Here is a 19,349-nt window from a genome sequence, read left to right as displayed (position 1 = left end):
CTAGCTACTCTATGCGTGCTAGATTAGCAAAGTTATCTGAACGCGGGATGAATTTGGAATGTTCCTTGGTGAGAGTTAACAAGGGGCTGACAGAAGGGAACTGTAATCACCTGAAATACAAAGGGGAGCGACAAACTCCCCTTGATAAATAAATCGGTTAACTCGCCATAGCTAGCGGTTCTGGCTGCAGGTATTGGTGCCAGGCCTGTTGGTACATATGTTGAGATTGTTGTCTCAACATTTTGATTTTTGCCACTTCGATATCATTCAGAGTTCGTTGTTCTTGGCCTGCTTGGCGTTCGATGTGTTGAATCGACTCGTAGATGTCATGCTCGGGGCCACTTTTGATCTCAGCAATGGTGTCTAAGTGAAGCTGTACTTCGGCGATTAGGCCGGTCTCAGGAAGCTGTACCAGTACCTTAAGATCACGATAGCCTGAAGAGGCAGGTTGTTTGAATCGGTTTTTGGTTTCGACGATGGTGCTCTCGCGGTTTAGGTGGTTAAAAGCGTCGACCAGCGAGGAAATGTTATTGGCGACAAGCGTGCCGCGGGCAAGGTCAGTGAGTTTTTCTGGATGGCCATTGAGTTCGGTGGCAATCTTCTGCTCGGCACGCTGGCGAGATTTAATGCCTGGGAGGATAGGCTTTGCTTCCGTGTGAAGGCTGATTTGTGCCAGTAGTTGTTCGAGTTCTTGCTGGGCGGCTTGGGCGTGCTGGTAAAGCTCATCAAAATTCTGGTAGGGTTGGCTTAGTGCCTCTTGACGATAGCTTGGAATTGAAAATAAGCCGCTAAGGGAGCGTTGGAAGTTATCCTTGGTGTCTTGTGTTGGGGATGGAAGCTTAAACTCCGGATCAGTAAATTGTGGTACTGCTGCATTGGCAACTGGGCCACGTCCGAAAACACATAACAGAACAAAACACGTTCTGAACAAAGACTTCGCGATCATTGGATCTCCTTGATATCACCGCCGCAACGTCAAGCGGTACAAGTAAGATATCTGGGCGAAGGCCGGCATTTCAATATGAACCTAGGCGAAAAACCGGAAGCAAATCATCATCCTGTGACCCGCTTCCCAATCAGCATATTTGCTGTGTGATCTATACCATAAATAGGAATTTCTTCTTTTAGAGGCGTGTGGCGTTAAATTGAGCGCACCATCACATTCGAGCGCTTTCCTGCAGTATAAAGCGATATACGTTGGGAAGGGGAAAAATGATAGAATCCAAGGCTCAGGTAACTTAAGAGATAAGTGATGCAACAACATTTAATGATTATTTTTGCGGCGATTTGGCTCGCCATGGCAGCAGGCAACTATATGTTGTTCCAGCGAGGGTCGGATGTCGCACGAAAGCGCAAGTTGTGGCCGTTATATACCATTGCCAGCAATGTTGTGATTGGTGCGGTGATTGTCTATGCCCAACCACCTCTGTCAATGTTATTAGGCCTACTGGCGTTTATGGTGCCATTAACCTGGCTGACGATCCGTTCGACGAAATTCTGTGACAGCTGTGGAAGCCCATCACGCTCGCCGTTTTTTATGAAGCCGCCAGAGAAATGTTCCCATTGCCAGAAGAGGCTATAAGCACGGTTTGGCTTTTTCTAGGCGCAGGCCCTGTCTCTGAGCGGAGGGCTGTCAAATTGAATGCCTTGCCAGCCATACTTCATAAAGTGGCGAATGTTTTGATGATCGGTTGCGTCGGGGTGCTGCAGGACATCAATGCGGTAATAGTCTCCAAAACAGGCAAGGGTTTCTGCCTCAGATAACTGATTCAGCTTGGCAAAGGCGAAAATCCGGCAGGACCCTTCATTGGTCCCCGCCTCGTTGAATAAGGTTTCGTTGCCGAGGCCATTGGTAAATGCTGTTGGTCGGTAAGTGTATTTTTGCTCAATGATGGCCATCACCTCAGTGAAACAGACCATATGTGGCTGGGATTTTAGTTTCGCGAGTAGCGCTTCCATAGCAATTATCCTTTTACTGGGGGCGAAATTGAGTATATCGCCCCGTCGTTACAAGCTGTTTACCGGTTGCCTGACTTTTTAGCCTGCTGTTTTAGTTCAAAGTCCAGTTCATCCGGGAATACCACAAGACCATCTTCATCTTGGTTCGGGAAAATAACAATGGCCAGTTCATCGTCTTCCAAGCCGTATGTCCATCGGCTGTGCCATTTGTTCAGTGAAATCGCTTCGGCTTTGCACTCTTCCCACTCGCCGGTCGCCCAAGATTCGGCAAATTCTTTGTTTGGCCATACTGGCACACAGTCCTCGTCATCGGTATTTAGCATGACGCAACCATGTTCATCTGTCAGAATCCAGATCTCGCGGTTACTCACCACTTCTTTCACCAAATACTTATAGCGCTGCTCAGCGTCATAGCCTTGAATCTGTTCAATTTGGCTTGGTTCTAACGGTGTGGACATTTGTATTTTCCTGTTACCCATAGTAGTAGCGTCATAGCATAGAGGAAAATTAGACTTTAGTCATGAAAATAGCCTTACCCGCAATGGGTAAGGCTATTAAATAGCTAGGGAGGTAAGTAGTGAGCTAACGCAAGGTGTACGGGATGCGGACGGTAAGCTGGAAATCAGGTGCGTCGGCCGTTAAACCGGCACTCACCCCGACGTTTAATGTGGTCTCGGGATTAATCGCATAGTTTGCCCCCATGGAAATGGAGTCGAGTTGTAACAGCTTGGCATCGGAAGGTGTGGAACCGTCAACTTTCGATTTTAAAATTGTTCTGTGGCTAAGCCCCAGACTGAAGGAAAATTTGGGGTTAACGGCAAAACCCATACCGGCACTAAAGCCAATCGTATCGCCTAGATCGATTTCATTTCGGATTGATTCACCATCAATTTCAGAGGTGACATCATCTTTGATGTTCCAGATATAACTGAGGTTGGCATAAATAACGGCTGGATCCATCGGCATGATCATGGTGACGCTGGGTTCGATGCTGGGGAATCCTGACCCGGTAGGCAGCTCCTCGAAGCCGAACTGTGTATCCACCGGGACATCATAGGGTGAGGTACCTGTTGTGGTCTTAAACCTTAGCCCTGCAATCCAGTACGGCGCAGTATCCATATTGATTTGATACTTGAACGCCGCCTCGATATCGCCGAGATCGCTGCTTTCGAAAGTTCGAGTCTCTGCTGAATCACTTCCTGAATTCACACTTCTCCGTGATATGGAGTCATAACGATAAACCCAAGGGATTCTCGCCTCTACCTCGAGGCGGTTAGTGATACCATAGCGGCCAGTCAGACCGAAGGTAAGGGTTGTACGATCGGTGTCATTAGCCTCAATAAGACCCACAATAAGAGAGGGTAGGACAGTATAGCCGACCACTGATACGGTATTTGATGAGTTCTGTGTAAAAGATAAGCTGGTATCTAGTACAAACGAGCCTTTAGGCGTCAAGACACCAGGCAGCTCTGGGTCAAGGAGATCGCCGAAGGTTTGTACGCGTTTGGGCTTTTGGTTGGATTGTGTTGGCTCTGTCGCTTGGTCGGTGTCAGCTGCGACTGTCCCTGATATCAAAGCAAGAAGCGCGATAAAGCTTTTGTTATTGAAAGTACTCACGATTTCCTCACTTAATTCATTAGCTTACACACAAGTGATAACTTGGTTACTGTTTTATATAGCCATGCAATAAAAAAATGATAGCCATGGATAAGAAAATAATAGTTGAGGTGAGAATTATATGGTACATAGGAGTCTTATTCTTGGTCTTAATATTGAGAAAGGAGACTTTATTTCTTGTGTTTTAGAAAGTGAAAATATTGTCAGTGAAATGATGCAATATTCTAATTGTTGAAAAAGTGAGACTGAATTTCATTTTTTTAACGTTATAAGCACAAGGAATTAAAAGGAAAAGTTCATAATAAAAAGCACAAAAAATTATTAAAAATAATACAGGAACTTTTATTGCCAACACTATAGTTAAATTATCTCGCGAACACGGCGAGTGATTATAAGAAAATAACTACTCAATATATTTGGAGTATGACCATGCGTAAAACACATATCGCACTTTTAGTAGCAGTTGTTAGCTCACCACTTGCGCTAGCGAATGATTATCAAGACCCTTACTACAATCCTTACTATCCATCATATGATGACGGTAACGATAAAACAATCACTGACTCTTACAACAAAGATATTGATAAAACAATGACTCTTGATGTTGATAAAGAGTACGCAATCACAGATTCATACAACCAAGATAATGACACTCTTAAAATGAAAGATGTTAATAACAGCTATAGCAAAGAGTGGACTGACAACAGCATGAATGATTATAGCCAAGACATCGACATTACTGAATTGCAATCTTTCCATGTCGCTAAGTCTGAGTTACATGGCTATGTAACATACTCTGATGTAGAGTACGGTGCCGCATGCTGTGAAAACAGCTATGATCCATACGGTGGTTATGGTTACGGTTCTTCATCTCCTTCTTCATTGAATGTTAGCCATCATAATGACATGACTGGTGCATTCTCTGGGGCCTCAGGTATTAACATTGCAGGTCAAAATGCGGGTAACAACTCTTTGGTACAACAGAGTGCTAGCACTAACGCGGTTTTGGCTGGTAATTAATACATACATAACTGAGAGCTGCTAAGCAGCTCTCAGGAGGATGTCATGAAATATTTAACACTGATGGTGGCTATATTTATTACTTCAAATGCAGCGGCTACTGATGAGTTGGATATTCTAGCAAGCTCTGAAATTTTGACTGAGGCGTTTATGACCCATTCGCGTGGTGGGGAATATGAACTGGAAAGTGAAAGCCTTCAGGCAAGTTCGGAGATGTATGGCGATGTTACAGGTAATAGTGCGTATAACAATGTTTCTGGGAATAATATACTTGATGGTGGTGCGTTAAGTAATTCTTCTGGAGTCTATAATATCGTACAAAACACCGGTAGTAATGTATTGATTCAAAATGCAACCGTGATAAACCTGACATTGAAGTAATTGTTAGTCTATCTTTGCTGGCATTAATCTGTCAGCAAAAAACCAAATAGCAACTTTTGGTTTCGCAGGGCGTTACAACAAATGCTTCTGGTTTATAAGTAATTAATTTTTTGAGATTAATTTTGGCCAAACGGACTTGTAAAAAATATTACAAATACAATTTTGGAGTAAATCATGCGTAAAACTAAAATTATGCTTTTAGCAGCGCTAGTCGCAACACCATTCGCAATGGCAAATGATTATGGTTACGACTACGGTGGTTATGAGGAATATGATGATGTTACCATTGAAGGTAGCTTCAATAAAGCCATTACACTGAATGCTGATGCAACTTTAGAGAAAACCTACACTGAAGATTACGTCGGTAATCAAGATAACGATAAGCTACTGATGTATAATGTAGGTAATAGCTACGATAAAGTTCTTGAAGATAACTCACAAAATGACTGGTCTGTTGATTCTAAGGGTTACCACGAGTGGGAGGAGTTGATCGCTGAATCAGCAATTGACGGTGCAGTGATGGGTAATACTGTGACTTACGGTGGTGCTTGTTGTAAGAGTGGTCATGGGACTGATGTTATTGTTGATCACTCCAACACAATGCATAGTGGTTACCAAGCTGCTTCTGGTATTAATATCGCGGGTCAGAACGTTGGTAATAACTCTATGGTTCAACAAACAACAAGTACCAATGCAGCGCTTGTTGGCTCAGGTGGAGCGACCCTTCCTGGTGGTGGTGGCTCATACTAAACATAAAGGGCCGAAAGGCCCTTTCTTGCTTCTATTACGGAGTCGATATCGTAATTTGAATTGTTTGATAGGCGTTTGCGTATGAAAAAGTCAATTATTATGCTTATCAGCGTATTGGCATCATCCAGTATTTATGCATTAGACTATTTTCCCAGTAGAGGGGGGTATAATGTAGATGTTAAAAGTTATCAGGAGCAATTATTTGGTGATGTCTTTAGGCAGCAATACGACTTTAGTTGTGGTTCGGCAGCTGTGGCATCATTGTTGACTTATCATTACGATATTGAATCTAAAGAAAGTACAATCTTCGAATATATGTTTAAGCATGGTGATAAAGAGCAGATAGAGAAGCAAGGTTTTTCAATGCTAGATATGAAAAACTATCTTCACTCAGTTGGTCTTGATGCTAATGGTTATAACATACCCTTAGAAAAGTTCTATGTCTTAAGGATACCTGCAATTACCATCGTGAATTTTGATGGTTATATGCATTTTGTTGTTATTAAAGGATTAAACAAAGAAAATGTGATATTGGGTGACCCATCCAGAGGTACACTTCTTATTCCCATTGAAGATTTTAAACAAGTCTACAAAGGAACAGTTTTGCTGGTGAAAAATCGAGTTGAGCAAGGTCGAAACAGTTTTATCACCGCAGATAATTATAATATATATAATCCATCTCCCGTGTCAGAGGCTGTTGTAAGAGATTCATTATCAACATTTAGTATCACTCTGCCTGGTAGTAATGATTATTAGAGGCTAGTATGAAAAGGTTAACACGATTAATTATCGCATCGTCATTAGGGGTATCAGCTCTAGTAACGCATGCTTCTATTGGTTTCCTTAATATTGATAGCTTGGGTTTAGCATCTCTTACTGATGACGAAATGTCCTCGCTAAGGGGTGGGTTTGTATCCATTAACGATAATATAATTAATATCGGCTTATCTGTTACAACACAGGTGAATGGTGAAACAGTTCTGAATACACATGTCGCAGACTTTACCATTAGTAATGGCATACTCACAAGCCATGATGGAATGCGTACTTATGATTATGATGACCCGCTGAAAATTATTAGTGTGGGTGAAAATAATATTATCAATACTAGCGGTACGCAAGATGCTGTAGGCTTTGTTGTGCAGAATTCTGCAGACAACACAGCCATAAAAACGGAAACGGTGCTTGATATTGATGCAGATATTCAGGGCTTCAATAGGCAAAACCTGTTCAATAATCGACTTGAGCATGCGCTATTACATAGCGGTTACTAAATTAGTTGCAATATAATTTTGTTTAATTTTGTTTTTTTTGTCATCTAAAGCATTGTTTTTCTAACAATGCTTTTTTTATTTCTTGTAAAAGTGTTGTCCTGTAGAAAAAGTTCCATTTTTTTATCATTGTTTTTATCCTTGTAATTTATTGATAATTATGTGATTTAATGGGGTGTTCCTAGTCTTGAAATTGGTTTGGTGAATTTTCTTATATTTGAAACGTCTCACAACACAAAAATGTCACCTATATTTTCTATACAAACACAATAAATATAAGTTGATAGAAGGTGACTTCGATGGTGACTCAAAGTCAAAATAAATCAATAGATGGTCGTTTAGTAGCTCTGGGATGTAACTACGAACCTTGGATTGCGCTGTTAGAACAATCTGGATGGAAAACCCACTGTTGTTATGATTTACGTACGGTTGATTCAATCTTGGAAGAATACAGTCCGTGTATCTGTGTAGTCGATTTAAGCAATAATGATTTTAGCTTGAACAGCATTTCATTAAGGGCGAACAAAACCAAGCAAGTCAAATGGATTGCTATTATCAAGAAGGAGCAATTAAAAACCGATGCAATCTGCCAGTTTATCAATAACTTTTGTACTGACTACTTTACGGTTCCAATCCCAAGCAGTCACCTGTTAAGTACCATCGGCCACCAATTAGGGATGCTCGAGATTGAATCAAGTTCATGGGTCGAGATCACTTCGCAGCATGACATGGGGTTGTATGGGGAGTCGAAGTCGATCAAACAGCTGCGAGATATGGTTCGCAGGGTGGCGATGACAGAAGTGAATGTGTTCCTCACTGGGGAAAATGGTACAGGCAAAGAGTTGATTGCTAAATCTATCCATAATCTTTCCAAGCGCAAGAATACCCCCTTTATCGCGGTTAACTGCGCATCACTCAATCATGATGACGAAAACATGTCGCTGCTTGATGGTAGCTACCGCCAGGAAGATGGGACACCGTTTAACGGCACCCTGATGCTAGATAACGTTGATGAGCTTTCTAAAGAGATGCAGGAGAAGCTGTTAACTTATCTTCAGGCCCCAACCAGCGATAGCCTAGAAGGAGAAGCCTCTGGGGATGTGCGTATTATTGCGTCGACCAGTGCGGATCTTGATGCAGCGGTAGCAAACGGGACATTCAGTAAAGAGCTGTTCTACCGTCTGAATGTATTCCATATCAAGGTACCAACACTGCGCGAGCGTGGCTCTGATATTTTCTTGCTTGCAGAGACATTCCTGACCAAGTTTGCGCGTGAATACAGCACTATGGCCTCATCCTTCTCTGAAGACTCCAAGCAGCTCCTGCTGCGTTATAGCTGGCCTGGCAATGTACGAGAGCTGATCAATCAGGTGAAGCGTGCGGCCTTGCTTGCTGAAGGCAACGAGGTGAAAGCTGAGCATTTTGATCTGCCTAGTAAGTCGAATCTCAAGCAAAGCCTTCGCAATATCAAAGATGAAGCTGAGAAAGACGTGTTGGTTGCTGTGCTTGAAACCCATCGCGGGCAGGTGGCTTCAGCCGCAAAAGATTTGGGTGTTTCACGGGCCACGATGTACCGGTTGCTAAATAAGCACAATATTGTCCCCGATGTTCGTCATTACAATAATGGCTACGTCAGAGACTAGAGATTGAGTCCTTAACAAAGAATATAAAGGCCCCGAAAGGCTGTCTCTTATGCACAAATCCCCGAGCATGCTCGGGGATTTTTTTTTGAACTCACTTTCGAAGTTGTGATCTGATCATTTAATAGCTATTAAATGGATGATAAAGATGGATAAAAATACTCATGAACAATGGGCAGATATGCAATTTGGGCAAGCTAACCTCAACGACCCTAGACGAACTCAGCGTTTAGTCTCTTTAGCGGCTTCACTTGCTCAACAGCCAGGAGTTGCTGTGTCAAAATTATCTCTCTCACCTGCTGATATGGAAGGGGCATACCGGTTTATTCGTAATGACCATATCGAACCAAAAGATATCGCTGAGGCGGGGTTTCAAGTAACTGCTCAAAGAGCTGAAAGGGGCCTTTTTTATGGTACGGAATCTAATTATTTGCATGGTCAATATATTGTTGTGGAGGGAAAGAAAAGTATGCTTTTTTTTAGTTACTTTGGTTGAATTTTGCTATTGATGGATATTATCAGTGCGATAAAAGTGCAATAATTCGAGCCGTGAATTAAATCAAGCGACAATGCAAATAATAAAAGGAATCTGATGTTTAGCTTATCTTTACGGCAGAAGTTGGCTGTCTCAGCAAGTATTGCCATTATCTTGGGTGGTGCTTTGGTCACTGTATTCTCGTTCGTCTCTTCCCTTGAGCGCCTTGACGAAGATCTCAATGCTAGGTTGCGGGGGATAGCAGAAGCTTACAATGAGTATGTTGTTGACTGGATGGATTCGAAAGCAATGGCGCTATCTGCGTTCCCACAGGCTGCCGAGGCCAAAGATATCCCGGCTCATCTTCGACAAGTGAAAAACTCAGCGGGTTTCGACAATGTATTTTTGGCGTTTACCGATGGTACTCAAGTGAATGCGAACCAGGTGTTGCTACCGGAGGGAAATAATGATCCGCGGCAGTGGCATTGGTACCAGCACGCTATGGGCCAAAATGGCAAGGTAACGGTGGAAAACCCGACTGTTGCTGCGGCAACGGGCGCCAGCGTGGTGTCTATGGGGAAGGCTGTCAATGTCCTGGGCGCCCAAGCGGTACTTGGCGCGGACGTAGAAATGAAAAGTATCATTAGCCAGCTTGATAAGGTGGTGTTGCCTGGATCTGGGTATATGTTTATAGCCAATGAGCAAGGGAATATTTTTGCACATGCCGATACCTCGTTGCTCAACCATCCGACAAACTACAAGGACAGTGATTTAACTCGTCAGTTACTGACACGCCTGGCCAGCGGGCGTCATGCTGAGCGCGTGGTGATCAATGGTACCGATAGCTACCTTTATGTCGCACCTATTGCGGGTAAGCCACTGCAAACCGTCATTGTCATCGATGCTAAATCGGTGTTGGAGCCGTTATACAGCACGCTGTACGAGAATGTATCCATGACATTGCTGGTTGTGGTTGTGTGTGCCTTTTTGTTTAACCTGCTGTGTATCTATTTGTTTAAACCACTTCAGCAAGTCTCTTCCGCGCTGGGTGTTATCGCACAGGGGGGCGGGGATCTTACCCAGCGCATAAACATAGATTCCCAGGATGAAGTGGGTGATCTTGCCAGAAATTTCAATCGGTTCGTTACCAGCCTTCAGGTACTAATAGGCCATGTCCGCAAACAGGGGGCTGAACTGGGCGAGAATGCGATGCAAAGTGAATCATTGGCCGACAAACAAGCGCTGGAGCTTCAGCGTCAGCAGGATGAAATAACCATGGTTGCGACAGCCGTGACAGAGATGGCCTCGGCGACACAGGAAATTGCCTCACATGCAGAGCAAACAGCGCGGGCAGCACAAGATTCGACTTCCCATACCAACAATGGGCGCGAGCTGGTGATCCAGAGCCGCCATTCGATTTCTAATCTGGCCTGTGAAGTGAACGAAGCCTCCACAGTGATCAGCCAGCTCAATGAACATGCCCAGGGGATCAATAGCATTCTGTCAACAATCCAGGGAATTGCTGAGCAGACAAACTTACTGGCACTGAATGCCGCGATTGAAGCGGCCCGAGCCGGTGAGCAAGGCCGAGGCTTTGCGGTGGTGGCTGATGAGGTACGAGTGCTGTCTCAGCGCACCCATACATCGACGGAAGAAATTCAGAGCATGATTGCGACATTGCAGCAGATCACCACCAAGGCGGTTGATCTGATGCAAACCAGCTCGAAGCTTGCCCAGTGTACGGTCGAAGATGCCGATGAGGCAACAGTGGCACTGGAGCAAATCAATGCATCTGTTGCCATGATCAGTGACATGGCAACTCAAATCGCAACAGCGGCTGAAGAGCAAACCCATGTGACCGATGAGATCACCCAAAATACCACGACCATCAAGGATGTGAGCGATCAGCTGACCGTTGATGCTCAGTCAGCGCGTAAGCAAGCGGAGAACCTTAGCCAGCAGGCAGCAAACTTGAACGACAAGGTTTCTACCTTCATCGTGTAATCGGGTTATTTTAACCCGAGCCGTTTTGCCAGCCGGTGGAGGTTACCGGCATCTAATTCCAGCTCTCTGGCCGTGGCCGCCCAGTTGCGGTTGTTCCGCTGGTAGCAATCATCGATAAGCTGGTATTGAAAGCGGTTCGTCGCGTCTTTAAGCCCGATATTGGTCTCGACCGATATTGGGTTTTTTTGTCGGGTTTCACTGCTTATAGCGGTTGAGTGCTGGTGGGCCTGTTGCTGTGGTGTGCTCAACAATTCAAAGTGATGAGGCTGGAGCTCAATGAATTCAAGGTTCGATGATTCTGCCCTTGCCACCACTGAGGCGCGGTTTATCGCATGTTCGAGCTCGCGGACATTGCCAGGCCAAGGATAGGCAGAGAGCACATCGACCGCCTCACGGCTCAGGCGCATCGACTGAATCCCCAGTTTGCCTTTGCTGCGCTCAATAAAGAACCCCGCCAGCAAAACGATATCATTTCCTCGCTCTCTTAGAGGGGGAGCCATAATGGGGAAGACACTCAGGCGGTGGTAGAGATCAGCCCTGAACTTACCCTGCTTTACTTCTTCATGCAGTTGGCGGTTTGTAGCGGCGACAATGCGTGTGTTGACCTTCAGTACCCTGTCATCGCCGACCCGCTGCAGATCGCCGTACTGCAACACCCGTAGTAGTTTGGCCTGCAGCGCCAAGGGGAGCTCACCGACTTCATCGAGGAACAGGGTGCCGCCATCGGCCATTTCAAATTTTCCCTTGCGGTCGCTAATGGCGCCTGTAAAGGCCCCCTTAACATGGCCGAACAGCTCGCTCTCTGCGACAGACTCGGGTAGCGCTGCGCAGTTGAGGTAAATCAGGGGCTGGCCGCTTCGGTGCGAGGCCTGGTGGATTGAAGCGGCGATGAGCTCCTTGCCGACGCCGGTTTCGCCGGTGATCAGGACGGTCAATTCCGTTGCGGCAACGGCTTGAATGTGACTCCTCAGCTCTTCCATTACCCTAGACTTACCGATCATCTCCACCTGTGCGGCCTGGGAGGATTTCCCGGCATGCAGTGCCGCCTGTCCATGAGACTCAGGCATATTGAAGGCTTGGCGCTCTAGCTGCTCCATTAATAATGCGGTATGTAAACTGGCAGCAGCGAGGGCGCTAATAACCCGCAGCTCTTCATCGCTGAATTGGTCGAACTGGTGAGGGTCAAAGCCATCAATGGTCAGCGCACCGATTAGTGTTTCGTTGGCAATGAGGGGCAAGCCGATACATGCATGAACATGGAGTTTGCCTTGGTGGCTGGGGATGAGTCCGTCATAGGGGTCGGGCAGTTCACTATCGTGCGGAAAGCGGACGATATCACCGGCGCGGGCAATGGCTTCAAGCCGGGGGTGCTCGTCGATGAGGAACTGGCGTCCCAGTACTTCTTCGAACAGGCCGTTTATGGCCAGCGGGGCGAAGTGTTGGTCGCGAAAAGCCAGTAAGGCCGAGGAATCGCACCCGAACAATGATTTGATGACAGAGAGTAAGCGGTCGAACCGGTCTTGGCTGGATATGCCCTGGGTCAGATCCAAAGCAAGCTGGGTCAGTTCTTTCGGCGTGTTTTTCATCGGTGCTACTTTTATTTGTTGGGGTGTTGTCATTATGACACGGTAATGTGGTTTTGACAGTATTATTTTGTTGTCTATTTGACAGTGTCTATCTTGGTTAAATAATTAAAGTCAATAATTTCAACATGATAAAAAGTTGGCATGGTCAGTGCAATACCTTGTTCAGATTTAGGGGGGCATGTAGCGCCCATAGCAATACATAAGGTATCAAGATGACCATTCACGTTAAAAACAACATTCACTGGGTAGGCCAACGCGACTGGGAAGTACAGGACTTCCACGGTACAGAATATAAGATGACCAAGGGGACCAGCTATAACAGTTATCTTATCCGTGAAGAAAAAACAGTTCTCATTGATACGGTCGATCACCGCTTTAGCCAGCAGTTTATCCAGAACTTAGAGATGGAAATTGATCTGCAAGAGATCGACTACATCGTCATCAACCATGCGGAGGAAGATCACTCCGGCGCGCTGTCGGCGTTGATGGCCCGTATCCCCAATACGCCAATTTACTGCACGGAAAATGCCGTTGATTCTATTGTTGGTCACCATCATCACCCGGAATGGAATTTCCAGGTCGTCAGAACTGGCGATACTTTGGATATTGGCAACGGCAAGCAACTGATTTTTGTCGAAGCGCCGATGCTGCACTGGCCTGACAGCATGATGACCTATTTCACCGGCGATGCGGTGCTGTTTAGCAATGATGCTTTCGGCCAGCATTACTGCGATGAGCGGTTGTTTAACGATGAGGTGGATCAAAGCGAATTGATGGAGCAGTGCCTGCGCTACTACTCCAATATCCTTACCCCGTTTAGTAGTCTGGTCACGGCAAAGATCCATGAAGTGCTGAGCTTTAATGTGCCGGTCGACATGATTGCCACTTCACACGGTATTGTCTGGCGCGATAACCCAACCCAGATAATCCATCAATACCTTGAGTGGGCCAATGATTACCAGGAAGATCGTATTACCATCTTCTACGACACCATGTCGAACAATACCCGAATGATGGCCGACGCCATTGCTCAGGGAATCCACGATGTGGATCCGGGTGTTGCCGTAAAGGTGTTTAATGTGTCACGCCAAGATAAAAATGAAATCTTGGCCAATGTATTCCGCTCCAAAGGAGTGCTAGTCGGTTCATCGACAATGAACAACGTGATGATGCCAAAAGTAGCTGGCATGCTCGAAGAGATCACAGGGCTTCGCTTCAAGCACAAGAAGGCCGGGGCCTTCGGTAGTTATGGTTGGAATGGCGGTGCCGTTGACAGAATCCATTCGCGCTTGACCGATGCTGGCTTCGAGACAACGGTTGGTTTGAAGGCCAAGTGGAAACCGGACGGCAAAGCAATGCGTGAATGCCGCGAGCACGGCCGGATGATTGCCAGACAGTGGGCTTTAACACCATTGCCTAGCGCCAAGCCATTATCCGCCGAGCCTCAAGGAGTCGCGGCTAGCCAAAAAATGCTGTGCACGGTGTGTAACTGGGTATATGACCCAGCCCTGGGCGAAGCCAATCAAGGCATTGAGGTCGGTACCTGTTGGTCGGATGTGCCAGAGAGCTTTTTGTGCCCTGAGTGCGGTCTTGGCAAAGACGTCTTTGAACCCGTGAAGGGGGCTTAAATGATGGAGCACCCGATCACGATTATTGGTAGCGGCTTTGCCGCTTACCAATTGGTAAAGGCCATCCGCCGCCAAGATAAGCATGTTCCGATCAGGGTCTTCACTTCTGACGAAGGGCATGACTACAACAAACCGGATCTGAGCCATGCCAGTTCGAACCAGCAAACGGCCAGTGATTTGATCCGTATGAGCGGTACCGATTTCGCTGCCGAGCACCAAGTGGAGCTGTATGCCCATAGCACTGTAGAAGTGGTTGAAACGAAGCACAAGTATATTGTGGCGGGAGGGCAGTGTTACGACTACGGGAAGTTGGTCTTTGCAACCGGTGCCAGTGCGTTTATCCCTCCGGTGAGCGGCGATGCCTCGGGGAAGGTCGTGACGCTAAACAGCCTGGCTGAATATCGCGCTGCGCAAGATATATTGCAGCGAGCCAGTCATATTGCAGTGATTGGTGCTGGGCTGATCGGCACGGAATTGGCGATGGACTTTGCATGCAGCGGCAAAACTGTCTCGGTTGTTGACCCATGCCAGACCCTTATGGCCAACCAGTTACCCGATTACATCGCAATGAAATTGGAGCGGGTAATGGTAACGCAGGGAACACGGTTCTTCCTTGCTGACACGGTTGAACGGCTGTCGACACTCCCTGGTTCCAGGGTTGCGGTCGAGCTTGCCTCTGGCAGGGAAATAGAGGTTGATGTAGTGGTCTCTGCGGCAGGGCTCAAGCCCAACATCCAGATCGCCAAAAATGCGGGTATGTCGGTAAATAAGGGGATTGTAGTGGATACCCAGCTGCAAACCTCAGCACCGGATGTCTATGCGATCGGGGATTGTGCCGAAATAAACGGTAAGGTGTTGGCCTATCTTCAGCCTGCTTTGTTAAGTGCCAATGCGCTTGCCAAGACACTATTGGGGCAACCAACGTCATTGGTATTGCCTGCAATGATGGTGAAAGTCAAAACGCCTGCTTTTCCGATTCAGTTTGCCGGGCAAAATATCCCGGAAGATAGGAGTGAAGCGTTGAGCTGGCAGATCGACGTTAATCAAGCGGGTAGTACCTTAAAAACACGGGATCAGAGCGGCCAGCTAACCGGATATGTGGTTACCCAGCAGCATCTGCCATCAGCTTTCTCGCTGTTGAAAGAACTAAACAGTAAATGATTGAAACGGAGGTTACTATGAGCCATCAACGTATCCCGGCACATTGGACTATACAGCGTTCCACGCCATTCTTTACCAAAGATACCGTACCTGCGGCCTTGCTCAGTCACCATAATACCGCACAGGGGGTATTTGGGCAGTTGTGTGTCATGGAAGGAACGGTCACCTACTATGGGTTTGCCAACAGTGACGCGACAGAGCCTGAGCTGGAGGTGGTGATCAAGGCCGGACAATTTGCCACCAGCCCGCCGCAATATTGGCACCGTATAGAAATGAGTGATGATGCTCAGTTCAACATTAATTTCTGGTCGGATGCAGACAAGGGTAGCCAACCATTGTTCCATGCCAAAAAGACAAATTAGCAATAGGCTAGAATAGATCACAACAACCCGGCAATTGCCGGGTTGTTGTTATTCCAAGCACCACGAATCCACTTGGGGTATGACAATCACTCAATGCCTCAATATTGCCGAGGCAATTAGCCGCTAAAACCGGCAAGGTAGTCTTTTACCTTTTGTGACAGGGTCGCTTTTTGCGGATGTTCGATAAAACTCGCCTCAATGGCATTTAGGCTAAATTGGGCGAGCTGCTGGCGTGTTAGCGGATGGGCATTAGCAACGGCTACAAAGTTATCTGTCATATAACCACCAAAATAGGCCGGATCATCGGAATTGATGGTAACGCACAGGCCTGTCTCAAGCAGATCAACAATATTGTGTTGTGCCATGTCCTCAAACACTTTGAGTTTAATGTTAGATAGCGGGCAGACCGTCAGTGGCATCCTGCTTTCTGCCAGTTGCTGGACCAACTCGGTACTTTCCACACAGCGCACACCGTGATCGATACGGCTGACACCAAGCAAATATATCGCATCGAGTATATTTTGCGCGGGACCCTCTTCGCCGGCGTGGGCCACGGTTAAAAAACCGGCATTGCGTGCCGCCTCGAATACCCGGGCGAACTTCTCCGGCGGGTGGCCCTGTTCCGAGGAATCCAAGCCGACAGCGATGATCTGATCTTTATAAGGCAGTGCTTGCTGTAATGTTGCGAAGGCGGCCTCTTCATTCAAATGGCGAAGGAAGCACATTATCAACTGGCTGGAGATATCGAGTTGCTCTTTGGCCTGCCTCAGTGCACGCGTGATGCCGTCTATAACGGTTTTGAAAGCAATACCGCGGTCAGTATGGGTCTGAGGGTCGAAGAATATCTCGGTGTGGACAACATTGTCTTGCTTGCAGCGCAGTAGGTAGGCCCAGGTTAGGTCGAAAAAGTCCTGCTCGGTGATAAGGACATTGGCACCTTGATAATAGATATCCAAAAAAGACTGCAGGTTATGGAATTGGTAGGCTTCGCGTACAGCCTGGGGTGAGGAAAACGGAATGCTGATCTTGTTGCGCTTGGCAAGCTCAAACATTAACTCAGGCTCAAGGGTGCCTTCAATGTGAAGATGGAGCTCTACTTTGGGTAGTCCTTTAATAAAGTTTTTCATATCAAGCCCTTATTATATTTCTATACATGCACTACAGAAGTAGGCGTAATAAGTGTGATCTACTAAGGTGCTTTTCTGTCGCGTCGAATACTGACATACAAAGAGAAAAGCACACCTGCGCTTAACTCTTCGTAATCAGAATTTTACGGATTCTGGTAGAGACCCCCATACCGTATTAATGGGGTTATACGAAGCCGTTTGCTTATGTTTTCCAGTGTAGTAACGAAATTCAATAGAGTGCAAGCAAACGTTTTCGTGATCTTGGCATAGCGACACCTGTGATGCAATGTCTAGTTATCCAATACGGTGAGCTTGCTGCCTTTCTCGGCAAGATAAAACACAATGACTTTGGCCGGCTCGCTTCCGGTATTCTCGCCATAGTGTGAGGTATTCATCACTTCCACCAGGGGATCACCAGCGCTTATGGTGATTTTCTTATCCTGGGTGTGCACCGTGAGCTGGCCGGTCAGTAAGATCCCGGTATTGATTACCGGGTGTTGATGCCATGGGAGTTTCTCTCCGGGCTCAATGGTGATCTCTTTGATGGTGATTTCTGGTTGATTGAACTGAACAGAGGGCAGGGGCTGGCCATCCCAACTGGTGGTGGTCTTGACCAGATCGTGAGAGGACGCGGCAAAGAGCGATAGGCTGGTCAAAACGAGAGAGAGGGGAAATAACATCCTTGGCTTCATGGCTAGCTCCGTTTAACAACTTGTAGCCATAAGGGTAGAACATGGCGGAGAGGTTATTGCCAGTATTGGGCCGATTTTCGGTCAATGTCATAGTTCCGGTGTGTGCAGGGGAAAGCGACAGCGGGCTGAACTATTCCCCTGCATCACTCCGGATTGGCTATTTTGCCATTGAAGGGCCGCGGTTTAGTTCGTTAGCCAAGCTTCAATGTGCTCTCGTTTTGGCACACTCCCTTTATGCACAACTTCATCATCGATGACCACGGCTGGTGTCGACATCACGCCATAGGCCATGATCTGGGCCATGTCTTCGACTTTAACCAACTCAAAGTCGATACCTTGCTGCTGGAACACATCCTGAATGAGCTCGGCGGTGACTTTGCAGTTCTTACAGCCCGAGCCGAGTACTTTTACGTTTTTCATCATTTTGATCCTTATATCAGAGACAATTGCTATTAAAGAACGGGGAAGGTGGCATTAAATACCCATCCGATGAGGGTAAATGCAACCAACAAGAGCGCGAAAAGCGTGGCGAGCAAACGCCACTGCATGACTTGCTTGAGTAAAATGAATTCAGGAAAGCTGGCCGCGACCGTGCTCATACAAAATGCGAGCGTGGTACCAATGGGAAGTCCGTTGGTGATCAGGCTCTCCATGACAGGAATGACCCCGGTCGCGTTCGAATAGAGCGGGATGCCAAGTAATACGGCAGCAGGTACAGACCACCATTGGCCAGCCCCAAGATAAGCCTCTATCCAGCCTTCAGGCACAAAGCCGTGTAGGGCTGCTCCAAGGCCGACACCGATGATCACCCACTTCCAGACCCTGGCAAAAATAGTAGCGACCTCCTCTTTGGCAAAGCCGTGCCGTTCAGCCAGGGTCAAAGACGTCGAATGGGTTGGAGTGCCGGTGGCATTGTGTCTTTGCTTAATGTGGTCTTTGCCTTGTTTCATGGCATTGGCGGCAAAGGGCTGGAGCCAGCGCTCAGCTTTGATGGCGTCAAGAAATATCCCGCCCAATATCCCTACTGACATGCCAAGCGCAATATAAACAAAGGTAAATTTCCAGCCAAGTAGGCTCATGAGCAAAAGTACGGCCACTTCATTAATCAGTGGGGAAGTAATGAGGAACGCCATCGTGATCCCGAGCGGGATCCCTGCCGAGGTGAAGCCCAGAAATACGGGAATGCTCGAGCATGAACAGAATGGGGTGATCGCACCAAACAATGCCCCCATCATGTAACCCAGCGCGCGGTGTTTGCCGGCCAAATAGTCCCTGACCCTTTCAACATTCAATGATGCACGAACCAAAGCAATGACGTAAATCATAAACAGCAAGAGGGTAAATATCTTGAGGGTATCCTCAATGAAAAAATGCAGAGCTCCCGCTAATTGGGTATCGGGGGGTAACCCAAAGACCGAGTAAACCGCCCACGAGGCGAAATCCGTGAAAACTTGGAACATACTTTGTCCTTATCAAATAGACTAACTACAGATAAAGACGAATGAGGTATGAAAAGGATTCTTAATGAAGAGCAAAAAAGTTGAAAAAGCCCCCTAGACGAGCGTAAGGGGTGGGGCAACCCCCCAAAATCGGCTTTTTCAACTTTTTTCGGTGTTTACTTAATTAAGCTGCCGCTTACTGTACGAGGTTTTAGATGTCATGTGTGGGTATCAGTT

The 19,349-nt window shown here is 46.7% G+C and carries 20 protein-coding genes, 1 pseudogene and 1 riboswitch; of the genes and pseudogenes, 12 read left to right on the top strand and 9 right to left on the bottom strand.

What is annotated here, in order from left to right; all coding sequences use genetic code 11:
• Nucleotides 1–157: 157 nt before the first annotated feature.
• Entirely contained in the window at nucleotides 158–946 is a 789-nt protein-coding gene (locus PTW35_RS24315; RefSeq protein WP_281027829.1) for a phosphoribosylglycinamide formyltransferase, read from the bottom strand.
• Between the two features lie 306 nt (nucleotides 947–1,252).
• On the opposite strand from PTW35_RS24315, the gene PTW35_RS24310 reads away from it, so the two are divergent.
• A complete protein-coding gene (locus PTW35_RS24310) occupies nucleotides 1,253–1,582 on the top strand; it encodes a hypothetical protein (RefSeq protein WP_281027828.1) in 330 nt (109 codons plus the stop codon).
• Nucleotides 1,583–1,599: 17 nt separating this feature from the next.
• On the opposite strand, the gene PTW35_RS24305 is transcribed toward PTW35_RS24310, so the two are convergent.
• From PTW35_RS24305 to PTW35_RS24295, 3 genes are all read right to left on the bottom strand, one after another.
• Complete coding sequence (locus PTW35_RS24305; RefSeq protein WP_281027827.1) at nucleotides 1,600–1,959, bottom strand: HopJ type III effector protein; 360 nt, start codon at nucleotides 1,957–1,959, stop codon at nucleotides 1,600–1,602.
• A gap of 59 nt (nucleotides 1,960–2,018) precedes the next feature.
• Nucleotides 2,019–2,417 carry a DUF2750 domain-containing protein gene (locus tag PTW35_RS24300; protein WP_281027826.1) on the bottom strand — a complete coding sequence of 133 codons (399 nt, stop codon included), beginning with the start codon at nucleotides 2,415–2,417 and terminating at the stop codon, nucleotides 2,019–2,021.
• A gap of 124 nt (nucleotides 2,418–2,541) precedes the next feature.
• A complete protein-coding gene (locus PTW35_RS24295) occupies nucleotides 2,542–3,576 on the bottom strand; it encodes a transporter (RefSeq protein WP_281027825.1) in 1,035 nt (344 codons plus the stop codon).
• 429 nt (nucleotides 3,577–4,005) lie between these two features.
• Between PTW35_RS24295 and PTW35_RS24290 the strand changes: the two genes are divergently transcribed.
• The 8 genes and pseudogenes from PTW35_RS24290 (at nucleotide 4,006) to PTW35_RS24255 (ending at nucleotide 11,117) form a co-directional block, all read left to right on the top strand.
• Complete coding sequence (locus tag PTW35_RS24290; protein WP_281027824.1) at nucleotides 4,006–4,596, top strand: hypothetical protein; 591 nt, start codon at nucleotides 4,006–4,008, stop codon at nucleotides 4,594–4,596.
• A gap of 45 nt (nucleotides 4,597–4,641) precedes the next feature.
• Nucleotides 4,642–4,977, top strand: coding sequence for a carbon storage regulator (locus PTW35_RS24285; RefSeq protein ID WP_281027823.1), 336 nt, complete (start codon nucleotides 4,642–4,644; stop codon nucleotides 4,975–4,977).
• Between the two features lie 174 nt (nucleotides 4,978–5,151).
• The gene (locus tag PTW35_RS24280) at nucleotides 5,152–5,727 is read left to right on the top strand and encodes a hypothetical protein (protein ID WP_281027821.1); all 576 of its coding nucleotides are present in this window, start codon (nucleotides 5,152–5,154) and stop codon (nucleotides 5,725–5,727) included.
• Between the two features lie 81 nt (nucleotides 5,728–5,808).
• Nucleotides 5,809–6,483 carry a C39 family peptidase gene (locus PTW35_RS24275; protein WP_281027820.1) on the top strand — a complete coding sequence of 225 codons (675 nt, stop codon included), beginning with the start codon at nucleotides 5,809–5,811 and terminating at the stop codon, nucleotides 6,481–6,483.
• A gap of 8 nt (nucleotides 6,484–6,491) precedes the next feature.
• Nucleotides 6,492–7,001, top strand: a complete 510-nt coding sequence (locus PTW35_RS24270) for a hypothetical protein (protein WP_281027819.1) — start codon at nucleotides 6,492–6,494, stop codon at nucleotides 6,999–7,001.
• Between the two features lie 296 nt (nucleotides 7,002–7,297).
• Nucleotides 7,298–8,641 carry a sigma-54 dependent transcriptional regulator gene (locus tag PTW35_RS24265; RefSeq protein ID WP_281027818.1) on the top strand — a complete coding sequence of 448 codons (1,344 nt, stop codon included), beginning with the start codon at nucleotides 7,298–7,300 and terminating at the stop codon, nucleotides 8,639–8,641.
• A gap of 145 nt (nucleotides 8,642–8,786) precedes the next feature.
• Nucleotides 8,787–9,032, top strand: a pseudogene (locus PTW35_RS24260) (transposase DNA-binding-containing protein); the annotation flags it as partial.
• 198 nt (nucleotides 9,033–9,230) lie between these two features.
• Nucleotides 9,231–11,117, top strand: a complete 1,887-nt coding sequence (locus PTW35_RS24255; protein WP_281027817.1) for a methyl-accepting chemotaxis protein — start codon at nucleotides 9,231–9,233, stop codon at nucleotides 11,115–11,117.
• 5 nt (nucleotides 11,118–11,122) lie between these two features.
• Here the strand turns inward: PTW35_RS24255 and norR are convergent, their stop codons facing one another.
• The gene (norR, locus tag PTW35_RS24250) at nucleotides 11,123–12,703 is read right to left on the bottom strand and encodes a nitric oxide reductase transcriptional regulator NorR (protein WP_281027816.1); all 1,581 of its coding nucleotides are present in this window, start codon (nucleotides 12,701–12,703) and stop codon (nucleotides 11,123–11,125) included.
• A gap of 212 nt (nucleotides 12,704–12,915) precedes the next feature.
• On the opposite strand from norR, the gene norV reads away from it, so the two are divergent.
• Genes norV through PTW35_RS24235 form a run of 3 tightly spaced genes read left to right on the top strand, consistent with a single transcriptional unit; the run spans nucleotide 12,916 to nucleotide 15,854 of the window.
• Nucleotides 12,916–14,331, top strand: coding sequence for an anaerobic nitric oxide reductase flavorubredoxin (gene norV, locus PTW35_RS24245; RefSeq protein WP_281027815.1), 1,416 nt, complete (start codon nucleotides 12,916–12,918; stop codon nucleotides 14,329–14,331).
• Nucleotides 14,332–14,334: 3 nt separating this feature from the next.
• A complete protein-coding gene (gene norW / locus PTW35_RS24240) occupies nucleotides 14,335–15,492 on the top strand; it encodes an NADH:flavorubredoxin reductase NorW (RefSeq protein ID WP_281029137.1) in 1,158 nt (385 codons plus the stop codon).
• Between the two features lie 17 nt (nucleotides 15,493–15,509).
• The gene (locus PTW35_RS24235) at nucleotides 15,510–15,854 is read left to right on the top strand and encodes a DUF1971 domain-containing protein (RefSeq protein ID WP_044621843.1); all 345 of its coding nucleotides are present in this window, start codon (nucleotides 15,510–15,512) and stop codon (nucleotides 15,852–15,854) included.
• Nucleotides 15,855–15,970: 116 nt separating this feature from the next.
• Here the strand turns inward: PTW35_RS24235 and PTW35_RS24230 are convergent, their stop codons facing one another.
• The 4 genes from PTW35_RS24230 to PTW35_RS24215 all read right to left on the bottom strand — a co-directional run bounded on the left by PTW35_RS24230 (nucleotide 15,971) and on the right by PTW35_RS24215 (nucleotide 19,133).
• Complete coding sequence (locus tag PTW35_RS24230) at nucleotides 15,971–16,981, bottom strand: adenosine deaminase (protein ID WP_281027814.1); 1,011 nt, start codon at nucleotides 16,979–16,981, stop codon at nucleotides 15,971–15,973.
• A gap of 112 nt (nucleotides 16,982–17,093) precedes the next feature.
• Nucleotides 17,094–17,193: riboswitch (purine riboswitch) on the bottom strand.
• Nucleotides 17,194–17,271: 78 nt separating this feature from the next.
• Nucleotides 17,272–17,673, bottom strand: a complete 402-nt coding sequence (locus PTW35_RS24225) for a cupin domain-containing protein (RefSeq protein WP_281027813.1) — start codon at nucleotides 17,671–17,673, stop codon at nucleotides 17,272–17,274.
• Nucleotides 17,674–17,856: 183 nt separating this feature from the next.
• The gene (locus PTW35_RS24220; RefSeq protein WP_082008453.1) at nucleotides 17,857–18,093 is read right to left on the bottom strand and encodes a thioredoxin family protein; all 237 of its coding nucleotides are present in this window, start codon (nucleotides 18,091–18,093) and stop codon (nucleotides 17,857–17,859) included.
• Nucleotides 18,094–18,125: 32 nt separating this feature from the next.
• Nucleotides 18,126–19,133 (bottom strand): permease, encoded by a 1,008-nt coding sequence (locus PTW35_RS24215; protein ID WP_281027812.1) that lies wholly within the window; start codon nucleotides 19,131–19,133, stop codon nucleotides 18,126–18,128.
• Nucleotides 19,134–19,349: the final 216 nt, after the last annotated feature.

The organism is Photobacterium sp. DA100, assembly GCF_029223585.1.
GTDB lineage: Bacteria > Pseudomonadota > Gammaproteobacteria > Enterobacterales > Vibrionaceae > Photobacterium.
This window is presented reverse-complemented; position numbering and strand designations above follow the sequence as displayed.